Source organism: Jeotgalicoccus sp. S0W5 (assembly GCF_011634875.1).
Classification (GTDB): domain Bacteria; phylum Bacillota; class Bacilli; order Staphylococcales; family Salinicoccaceae; genus Jeotgalicoccus; species Jeotgalicoccus marinus.
Map to the genome: position 1 here is coordinate 52,961 of NZ_SIRQ01000014.1, position 10,814 is coordinate 63,774.

General features: G+C 33.8%; 10 protein-coding genes and 1 other annotated feature. Of the genes, 4 read left to right on the top strand and 6 right to left on the bottom strand.

Annotated elements, in window-relative coordinates; genetic code table 11:
- From truA to rpsI, 3 genes are all read left to right on the top strand, one after another.
- Positions 1-735: a tRNA pseudouridine(38-40) synthase TruA gene (gene truA, locus EYB29_RS09820; protein ID WP_166627146.1), complete on the top strand. Its 735-nt coding sequence runs from the start codon at positions 1-3 to the stop codon at positions 733-735.
- A gap of 174 nt (positions 736-909) precedes the next feature.
- Entirely contained in the window at positions 910-1,347 is a 438-nt protein-coding gene (rplM, locus tag EYB29_RS09825) for a 50S ribosomal protein L13 (RefSeq protein WP_026865779.1), read from the top strand.
- Between the two features lie 19 nt (positions 1,348-1,366).
- The gene (gene rpsI, locus EYB29_RS09830) at positions 1,367-1,759 is read left to right on the top strand and encodes a 30S ribosomal protein S9 (RefSeq protein WP_166627147.1); all 393 of its coding nucleotides are present in this window, start codon (positions 1,367-1,369) and stop codon (positions 1,757-1,759) included.
- A 68-nt stretch (positions 1,760-1,827) separates the two neighbouring features.
- Here the strand turns inward: rpsI and EYB29_RS09835 are convergent, their stop codons facing one another.
- From EYB29_RS09835 to EYB29_RS09860, 6 genes are all read right to left on the bottom strand, one after another.
- Entirely contained in the window at positions 1,828-2,868 is a 1,041-nt protein-coding gene (locus EYB29_RS09835) for a tyrosine-type recombinase/integrase (protein ID WP_166627148.1), read from the bottom strand.
- Between the two features lie 89 nt (positions 2,869-2,957).
- Positions 2,958-3,149: a MerR family transcriptional regulator gene (locus EYB29_RS09840; protein WP_082238391.1), complete on the bottom strand. Its 192-nt coding sequence runs from the start codon at positions 3,147-3,149 to the stop codon at positions 2,958-2,960.
- Positions 3,150-3,590: 441 nt separating this feature from the next.
- Positions 3,591-3,845 carry a helix-turn-helix domain-containing protein gene (locus EYB29_RS09845; RefSeq protein WP_166627149.1) on the bottom strand — a complete coding sequence of 85 codons (255 nt, stop codon included), beginning with the start codon at positions 3,843-3,845 and terminating at the stop codon, positions 3,591-3,593.
- Entirely contained in the window at positions 3,829-4,272 is a 444-nt protein-coding gene (locus tag EYB29_RS09850) for an RNA polymerase sigma factor (protein WP_240921860.1), read from the bottom strand. Before EYB29_RS09850 ends, EYB29_RS09845 begins: the two co-directional genes overlap by 17 nt.
- Before the next feature lie 676 nt (positions 4,273-4,948).
- The gene (gene ileS / locus EYB29_RS09855; RefSeq protein ID WP_166627150.1) at positions 4,949-8,041 is read right to left on the bottom strand and encodes an isoleucine--tRNA ligase; all 3,093 of its coding nucleotides are present in this window, start codon (positions 8,039-8,041) and stop codon (positions 4,949-4,951) included.
- A 132-nt stretch (positions 8,042-8,173) separates the two neighbouring features.
- Positions 8,174-8,422: a binding site (T-box leader), on the bottom strand.
- Between the two features lie 324 nt (positions 8,423-8,746).
- On the bottom strand, positions 8,747-9,424 hold the full coding sequence (locus EYB29_RS09860; protein WP_166627151.1) for a 4'-phosphopantetheinyl transferase family protein: 678 nt from the start codon (positions 9,422-9,424) through the stop codon (positions 8,747-8,749).
- Positions 9,425-9,526: 102 nt separating this feature from the next.
- Here EYB29_RS09860 and EYB29_RS09865 point away from each other — a divergent pair.
- On the top strand, positions 9,527-10,814 hold a 1,288-nt coding region (locus EYB29_RS09865; RefSeq protein WP_240921861.1), incomplete at its 3' end, for a condensation domain-containing protein.

Consider the following 10,814-nt stretch of genomic DNA (forward strand, 5'->3'; position numbering starts at 1 on the left):
ATGAGAGTAAGAGCAAACATTTCTTATAACGGTCAAAACTTTAGTGGTTTTCAGTATCAACATGATTACCGTACGGTCCAAGGCACTATAGAAAAACAACTCAAACGCATGCATAAGACACATACTAGACTACACGGTGCTTCTAGAACCGATAGTGGTGTGCATGCCATAGATCAATATATTCACTTTGATACGACAATCGATTTACCACGAGATAAGTGGCAATTTATTTTGAATAGATCTATGCCAGACGATATTTATATTAAAAAAGTAGATATCGTTGATGACGACTTTCATTCGAGATTTAATGCCAAGGGAAAAACCTATCGCTACAAAATTTATACTGGCAATAAGAACCCTTTCTATGCAGGGTTGAAGACCCATTGTATGGATACCTTAAGTTTAGAAAAGATTAGAGATGCAGCAGCACCCTTTGTTGGAGTGCATGACTTCACCACATTCTCCAGTGCGAAAGCGGAGATTAAAAATAAGGTAAGAGAGATTAAACAACTCGACATCGAAGAAACAACAGACGGCATTGATATCGTCATTACTGGCACTGGTTTTCTATATAATATGGTCAGAATCATCGTGGCCTATCTACTTGAAGTCGGTAAGGGTAAAAGAGAAGCGGATACTTTGAATATGCTGAAGGCGAAAGATCGAACAATCATTCCAAAAACCGCACCGGCAGAAGGACTATATTTGGAAAAAGTCTGGTATGAAGACATATAAAATCTATCAATCATATTGACTTTGTTGGTGGATAATTATATAATAACTAACGGTACATTTTTATATCCATCCATGATTATAAGGCCCCGGAACCTTTTAAGATTATGAATATAAAAAGACAAAAACGACTATTAAAAAAACACGAAATATAGAATGGATTTAGGAGGAAATAATATGCGTCAAACGTTTATGGCTAATGAGTCAAACATCGAGCGTAAATGGTTCGTTGTAGATGCAGCTGGTAAAACACTCGGCCGTCTTTCTACAGAAGTTGCTACATTATTACGCGGAAAACATAAACCAACATTCACACCACACGTTGATACTGGTGACTATGTAATCATCATCAATGCTGGTGAAATCGAATTAACTGGTAAAAAAGAATCACAAAAGATCTACTACAGACATTCAGGTCACGTAGGTGGAATCAAATCTGTTACAGCTGGTGAATTAAGAGAGAACAACCCTGTGAGATTATTGGAAACTTCTATCAAAGGAATGCTTCCTAAGAATCCACTTGGACGTAAGCAAGGTAAGAAATTATTCGTATACGGTGGAGCAGATCACCCACACGTAGCACAACAACCTGAAAACTACGAGTTACGTGGTTAAGGATTAGGAGGGAAAACATTTGGCTAAAGTAGAATATTTAGGAACTGGTCGTCGTAAGCATTCAGTAGCACGCGTACGTTTAGTACCAGGTGAAGGTAACGTAACAGTAAACGGACGCGACATGAGAGAATATCTTCCATTTGAAAGTTTAATCTTAGATTTAAGTCAACCATTTGCAGTAACTGAAACTGCAGGTAACTATGATGTATTAGTAAATGTTCACGGTGGTGGATTTACTGGTCAAGCACAAGCAATCCGTCACGGTATTGCAAGAGCTTTACTAGAAGCAGATCCAGAACACCGTTCAGCACTGAAAAGAGCTGGACTATTAACACGTGACCCACGTATGAAAGAACGTAAGAAACCAGGTCTTAAAAAGGCTCGTCGTTCTCCACAGTTCTCAAAACGTTAATAGACTTGTTGATATATCAACGTTTGCAAGCAATTTTTGGTGCAAGTTGGTGCAAATTAACGTTAATCTTATAATGCATTGAGTAGATTTAAGGCATCAGCATCTTGCTGGTGTCTTTTTTCTGGCATTAATTCGAGATAGTAATTCTGCGTTGTTTGAATATTAATATGTCCAAGTCGCTTTGATACATAAGAAATATCGATATCCTGAGCAAACAAAAATGAGGCGTGAGTATCTCGTAATCCATGAAATGTAGTTTTTTCAATATCTAATTTTTTCAATAAACTGGCTAAACGTTCGGATTGTTTGAAACCATCGAAATTGAAAATGAATCCATTTTCTTTTGCTTCGATATTTTTCAAAATATCATATACTTCTTTATTGATTGAGACATCTCTTCTTGAATTATCTGTTTTTAATGATATATCTTCAGAAGTAGGGCTGATAGAATGTCTGACTTTAATACCATATTCAAACAGACTGTCAGGTTGGATTGCGAGCAGTTCTCCTCGTCTCATACCAGTTTCTAAAGCAACCAATACCAGGACATTAAATTCATCATCAGTATGGTCAAGAACATATTTACGCAGCTTTTTAAAATCTGTGATGGATAAAGCTTTATTCCTTTTTGGCGGATTTTCTCCCCGGGTTTTAACTAAATGTGCAAAATCATTTGTAATATATCCACGGGCATATGCATCACGTAGAGCAGTTCTAATTTTGAGTAGAACTTCATGGGTTGTCTTGCGGGAATGTGTTTTCGCATATTCATCAATTTTCCCTTGCACGACAATATCATTTAAATCTTGCAACTTAATATCTCCAAATAAACTTCGAATAACCGCAAGCGTTCTGACATAGTTTTGGAAAGTTGTTTCCTTGATATCATTCTTTTTGACGATATAAAGCCAATCCTCAAAAAAGTCTGCAAATGTAGTAGTTCTTTTTGCAAGTTGTTTCCCATTGCCTTTGGCTAATTCAGTTTGTAGTGTCCATAACGTTGCTTCTTTTTTTGTATTGAAAGTTTTCGTGATTCTATCATGTTTACTGTGCTTATAAAGTGAGACGGTCGCTCGCCAAGACTTGCCTCTTTTTTGAATACTTGCCATTTATCATTTTCCTTTCAGAAAGTTGATAGACAGCAAAATGAATACATGTTTATCTTAGAATGATTTTACTGATCTATCAACAAATAAATTCAGGCAACTGAATACTTCTTAACGAAATAGACCAATTCCTCCACAGTGAATCGTTCTTGTTTTCCAATCATGAAACGCTTTAAATCGTTATGAGATCGAATATACTTATCAAAAGATTTCGGGTCAATGCCTAAGAAGTGGGAAGCTTGTTCTCGTGTTAATAAAAATGGATAATGGGTATCTCTATACATTAAATCACCTTCATTATGGTTTTTAATTGGTCATTTTGAAGTCTTGAGGCGATTGTATTTTAATTAATCACTTTATAAGCTTTAGATGAATCTAAAATCAAAAAATCAGACGGCTGCGGGTACAGCCCACGGGAGTCTCACCCCTGCAAGTAGTTCTTCCAGCCCCACTTATGGTCTGCGACGCTTTGAACGCTCGAACCATGACGGTAGGGGAGTATCATTATATATATTGATGCTTCTTCGCCAGTCATTCACCACAATGACATCAGATTTCTTGTTCATCGCTCGTTTCTATAAAAAGTCATGGCGCAAGCATCAGGTGGCTCAACATCAATAGAACGTATCTGATTTTTTTGATATACAATGTGGGGTTATCTTCCACACAGGTTTGTCAAAGTACAATGGTCTATCATGAAAGGGGGAATGTAATTCATGTTTGATTTATATCTTGAAAGCCAAAACAGACTGCATCAGTTTAGATCGTAAACGACCTCGCATTTCTTCATCCATGTCCCAATAACTATTGCCGTATTCATCTTGTAATTTTCGCATGGATAGACTGGCAATATAAGAGTCATAGTGTTGTATGACAATGCTCATTGCTTCGGCTTCGCCCGCGTTTGCAGCTAAAATAATCGGATATGGCAACAAACCACGTTCATCATTTTGAGTGTTTATTTTATTCATCCCATTCATCTGCATGTACCTCCAAAAATCGTTTCAACCGTTCTAGCGCGCTTGTCCGTCGATACTGCACAGTGCTGCGTGGTACCTTAAGCTGTTGACTAATTTCCATATCAGATTTTTGTAGAAAATAGTATAAGAGGACCGTCTTGCGCTTTTCCTCTGGTAGTGTATGCATCGCTTCTGCAAGTAAATGTGTCGTAATTCTCTTGTCTGCGAGTTGAAAATCTTCTGTATTGTCTTCACCATAATGATCTATAGAATAAAGTTGATGCGTTTCTTGGGGTGTCAATTCAGAAAAAGTTCTTTCTTTAGACTGTTGTCGACGCCGCTCATTGTAGATGTCAATAGCAGCATGTTTTAGGACACGTTTACAGAAGGCATTAAATGCACAGCGTATTTGCCATTCGGTACGATTGGGTTCTATTATGCACGTCATCTCCCTTCACAATACTGCAAAGGTGGGCGATGATCTCCCCTTTCATATCCTTCAACGGGAGAAACTTTGAAATTGCCAGAGATTTGAAGAAATTTTTCAAAAAATAATTCCCAACTGAATATTTGTCAGTTGGGAATATAAAAGAAGTGATTAAATATTAATTAATTCATCTTGACATTTAGAGAGTCAGCTGGTTAATAATAATGGCTAATATTTATAGCTAATAATATCACTGTTTAATTTTAATTGAGGAAAATTATGAGGTTAGTTTAGTAGTTACAGTGAGACGGTAACTCGCTAAAGTTTACATCTTTTTCGAATATTTCTTAACGCACGGACTAATCATTTGTTGTGGATTATTTTTGTCTTTCAATCATCATGTAATTGATGATGACTATCAAAAGATTTAGATTCAATACTTGAGAGTCATAAGCATATCTCTTTGGTGATAATAGGTGAGTGACAATTCCCCCTATCATATCTTTCAATCGGAAAACTTCAAAATTGCCAAAGATCCTAAATATTATTTCAAAAAATCCAAATATTTTTTCAGTTGGGTCTATTATTAACCTTATCATTCTGAACTTTAAATAAATTTATATAAAAGATGGGTTGTTTAAGGACAACCCATCTTTATAAATTATTAAAAAAATAATTATATTGTAATTGTTATTTATTAAATTTCGACTTTAATACCTACTGTTTCATCTTCAACTTTTACATATTTCATATTTTTCATTTTCTCAAAATCTATACTTTTAATTAACAGATTACGTTCTAAAAGGTCCTTATATTTTTCAACAGCAAGTTTAAATGAATCAGTTAAATGAAATGTGAGATTCACCCTCTGTTCCACAGGTAAGTTTAATTCTTTACGATATTGTTGAACTGCTCGAATAAGTTCCCGAATAAGACCTTCTTTATAAAGATCATCACTAATTTCGGTGTTTAGAAGAACAGTAAATACCTCATTAGAGGCCATATCCACTCCTTCTTGACTTATTTGTGTGATTCTTAAATCCTCTTTTTCAATTTCAATATACTCTCCTTCTTGATTTTCAAATTTATAAGAGCCTTTTTCAACAACATTTTTTGCTTGTTCAGAAGACAGTTTACTTAGTGAATTTTGAACAGCTCCAACTTGCTTGCCAAGTTTAGGACCAGCAGTCGGAAAATTTAATTTAATTTCAAACTGAATGGCTTCACCTACATCTTCTTGAAAGTGTACTTTTTTAATATTAATTTCATCTTCAATAATATAGCTATATTTTACTAGAGAATCTATATAGCGAGTATCCCCTACAATGGTTAATTCAGACAGAGGTTGCTTAGTTTTAATGTTAGAAGCGTTTCGAGCACGTCGGGCAAGTTCTACAACTTGAAGGACACCTTCCATCTCGTGTTCGAGCTCCTGTTTTACCATTGATTTATTAGCTTCAGGGAAGTCAGCAAGATGTACACTTTGACCAGTTAGATTGCTATAGATATCTTCACTAATGAAGGGCGTAAAGGGTGCTAGCATTCTACTCACTGTGGTTAACACCTTATGAAGTGTATGATAAGCAGATATTTTATCAGAATTCATACCTTCGCTCCAAAAGCGGTCACGTGACCGGCGGATATACCAGTTGCTCACCTGATCTACGAAAATAGCAAGTTCTCTTGCGGCAGCAGTGAAATCATAGTTTTCTAGGTATTTATCGACTTTTTCAATAACAGTATGAAGTCTTGATAACACCCACTCATCTAGTAAAGATTTTTCTGCTAGGCTATATTCTTCAGGATAAAATTGATCTATTTCTGCATAAAGTGTGTAGAATGAATGAGTATTGACTAGGGTATCAATCATTTTTGATTTTGCTTGACTGACAGTATTAGCAGAAAAACGTTTATTATTCCAAGGAGCACTATCAGCAAGTAGTGACCAACGAAGTGCATCAGCACCATATTGTTCTACAAGATCAATTGGATTAATTACGTTACCTTTACTTTTAGACATTTTACGACCGTCTTCATCAAGAATATGACCTAGAGAAAGTACTCGTTTATAAGATGGTTTCCCTGTAAATAACGAAGACACCACTAGAAGACTGTAGAACCAGCCTCTTGTCTGGTCGACTCCTTCTACAACGACATCTGCAGGAAATTGCTTTTCAAATAATGTTCTATTTTCAAAAGGATAATGATACTGTGCAAAAGGCATTGCGCCACTATCGAACCATACGTCGATAACTTCTTTTGTCCTTTCCATTTCCCCTTGACACTCTGGACAAGTAAGGTTGATTTTATCTACATATGGTTTATGAAGTTCCAAGTCCTCAGGAATAGCATGACTAGCATGATTTTTGAGGTCCTGTATACTTTGAGGTGCATATTGATGATCACAATTTTTACAAATCCAAATATTCAGTGGTGTCCCCCAGTATCGATTACGACCCAAATTCCAATCGACCATATTTTCGAGAAATTTTCCAAACCTACCGTGTTTCATATGTTCTGGATGCCAAGTGATTGATTCATTATTACGAAGGATAGTCTCTTTGATTGAGGTTGCTTTGATAAACCATCCTTCCATCGCATAATAAATAAGTGGAGAGTCACAGCGCCAGCAGTGTGGGTAGCTATGTTCATACTTTTCTTTAGAAAATAATAGGTTCGTATCCGCTAACATTTTAATAATAGCAACGTCACTTTCCTTTGCAAACTTACCAGATAAAGGTGGAAAATCTTTAGTGTAGCACCCTTCATGATCAACTACATTTACAAAGTCAAGTTCGTTTACTTTAATTGCCTCATAGTCATCCTCACCATGCGCCGGTGCAAGATGAACAATGCCAGTACCGCTTTCATCGTTAACAAAATCAGCTGAAATTATTATATGTCCTCGATTAAGGTTTAAGTAATCAAAAGGAGGATGATAAGCTAGGTCTAGAAACTCATTCCCTTTATGTTTACTGATGATTTCGTATTCTCCATCTAGTACATCATTAATGAGTTTTAGAGCGACAATATACACCTCATTTCCTTGTCTAACTTTTACATACTCCAGATCTTTATGAACGGCAAGTGCAACGTTTGCTGGTAAAGTCCAAGGGGTTGTGGTCCAGCCTAGGAAGTATTCATTTTCTGTACCTGCAATTTTAAACTTAGTTGTAACAGATAAATCTTTCACATCTTTATATCCTTGAGCTACTTCATGAGAGCTTAAAGACGTTTGGCAACTTGGACAATAAGGTGTAACGCGGTGTCCACGTTGCAATAAGTTTTTTTTGTGAATTGAAGCAAGAATGTACCAAACGCTTTCTATATATCGATTATCTAGTGTTATATATGGATTATCCATATCAATCCAATAACCAATAGCTTCAGTAAAAACACGCCACTGACGCTCAAAATCAAAGACACTTTTTTTACATTCCTCAATGAAATTCTCTACGCCAAAGTCTTCAATTTCTTTTTTTCCAGAGATACCTATTTTCTTTTCTACACCTAACTCTACTGGAAGACCATGTGTGTCCCAACCTGCTTTTCGGATAACCTGATATCCCTGCATTGTTTTGTATCGTGCGATGAAATCTTTAATAACACGTCCTAAAACATGGCCAGCATGAGGTAGTCCATTTGCAGTAGGCGGACCTTCATAAAAAACGAACGTTTCATTGCCTTCACGATTAGAAATAGATTTATCAAAAGTTTTTTCTTTATCCCACAAAGCTTTAATTCTATTTTCTCGTTGTAAGGGACTTTCATTTGGGTTTACTTTTTCCATAATTTCACTCCTCAAAATAATAGAATTGTTTCTGTTTCGCTGATGATATTCTTAAATTCAAATTTATTCTGCTTCGTTTTAATTTAATCCAACAAAAATTGTTTGTAATAAAATAAGATCTCATCCCTATTTAATAGGGACGAGATCTAACCCGTGTTACCACCCTGATTCTGGAATTGCCATTTTAGACATTAAACCAGCACTCATTCTTATTAGTATCCTGTGTAATCCTTTTAGTAAAGGACTTTTGAAAAACCGACATTAATCGTTTTTCTTCTTTAGGAGGTGATATTCAGCATAATTTGAACTTTGGTTTTCAGCAATTCACCAACTCTCTGTAGAACAATACTTATGCTTACTCGTCCTCATTAATGAATTCATTTTTATCGTACTTAACCTTAAAATATAGTATATTCAAAAAATTGTCAAGGATAAGTAGCAGTATGTTTAATCAAAAACTATATTAAATTATAAACAAAAGAATTTCATTATAATCATTGGAACTCTTACAGATTGATAATTCCCTAATAATGAATGTTTCTGCGCTAGTGAGCAAGAGTCAATTTATCTTTGCGAAATAATTCGAATTTTCCCTCACTTTTATTTACATTCATTACATTATTAGGTACTATGTAATTGAAAGTGTTTAGTTTCACTTTTTATAAGGAGGGTTGTAAAGTAAGTGTAGCTATACATAGAATGCTTTTATTTTATTAAACTAGTATATTCTATGTAATTTTTTTCAAAATCCACACTAAAATTTACACTATTGGAATTCATACAAATTGATAAAATATAATCTTTTTCTATGTTCATGTTAAGAAAATTATAATTATTATTATTGTCAAGGCTAAACTTATCATTTTCTTTCTTTATCGTAAACGATTTTAGAGGAATAGATAATCCCTTTCCAATTGTCTTTAGATAAGATTCTTTAAGAGTCCATATTTCATAAAAGGCGTAAGTTCTCTCATTGAAGGGTTTACTCATTATATAATTATATTCTTGAGACGAAAAAAACTCCTTAGCTATATCTAAATCGATGGGCTGAATTTTTTCAATATCAACACCAATTTCATGCTTATCTATGACACAAACAATCCAATCGCCAGAATGAGAAATATTAAAGTGAAAAAAATCACTTTCATTAAGAAAAGGTTTCCCATATTTATTGTAAGTAAAAGTAATATTGGTTTCCGGTATATTTAACTCATCCCTAATGATTCTGCGTATTAACAAAGAACTTATTAAACGTCTAATCGCTTCATTTCTATTTTTAAATAACTTTAGTTTTCTATTAGAATCTATAGTAGAGGACTCTAAAATTTTTAATAATTTAACATCTGATAATGTATCTGGTTTTTTGACGAGAAAAATTTTCATTTAAACATCCCCTGTTCCTTTACGTAAGATATAAGATTTTTATAATTTCATGTTATCAAAGATCGCATTAAACGTATATTAACAATAGGAGTAGATTAAATTATGAAAAAAATTTATCGAACTAATGATGCTCAAAATAGAATATTGTTTTCTGACTTATTGTCACCTGATACAGGAGCGCCCAATATTATTGTAAAGACAGAAGTTCATAATATTGATGTAAAAGCTATGCAAGATTCCATAAACCATTTTGTTAATGAAAATGAGATGATGAGAATCCAATTTTTTAAAAATGAAAAAAGTGAGTTACGCCAATATATTTCTGACTACTATCCCAATAAAAATATTGATGTCTATGAATTACTAAACTATAGCGAAGAACAGATTGAGCATTGGGTTGAACAATATGCCAAAAAACCTTTTCCCCTTTTTAATAAGCCCCTTTATGAATTTTCTATTGTTACTTCTAATCATACTTCTTTCCTACTCATTAAAGCTCATCATGCAATTATTGACGGAGTATCTATCGATGTGTTGATCCCAACTATTGTCAGTATTTACAAACAATTAATTCAAAACTCTAGTAGTGATTATATCGATAATTACTCTATAGAAGATTATATTGATTCTGAAAAACAATATAATGAATCTTCTAGATTTAAAAAAGATAAAGATTTTTGGGATGAAGAATTTAAAAATATTCCTGACTATTTAATAAGCGATTCGCAAAAATTATATACAAACAACTTATCTGCAAAAAGAGAAGAGTTTCTTTTCACAAAAGAAACTAAAAAAGCAATTGAAATTTTTTGCGAAGAAAATAAAGTTAGTATGTATACTCTTTTCATGTCTTCTCTGTTTCTTTACTTTTCACGCACAAAGAAAGTTGAAGATTTAGTAATTGGAACTTTTTTTGCAAACCGTAAATCTTACGAAAAAAAAGCAATAGGCATGTTTGTAAGTACTGTCCCTTTTAGAATGAAATTAAATAATGAATTAGATATTAAAGAATTTATTAGCTCGATTAATAAGAAGCAAAGAAAAATTATGAGACATCAACGCTATCCATATAATAGATTAATTCAAGATTTAAGAGTGGATGGGCATAATATTAACCAGCTATTTAATATTGGCTTTGAATATCAAGAAATGGAAGCTGAATTTAAAGAAATATTTAGCGGGTATGATTTTAATGAATTAAACTTTCATATTAAAAATTATACTCATAAAAACGAACTTGTATTGAGTATAGATTATAGAGTGGAACTATTTAATAAAATTGAGATTAACCAGTTGATTACTAGGTTTGTAAACTTAATAATGTTCATACTTAAGAATCCGGAGAGAAGCATCAGTGAGATAAACATGTTGACGGAAGAAGAAGAGAATC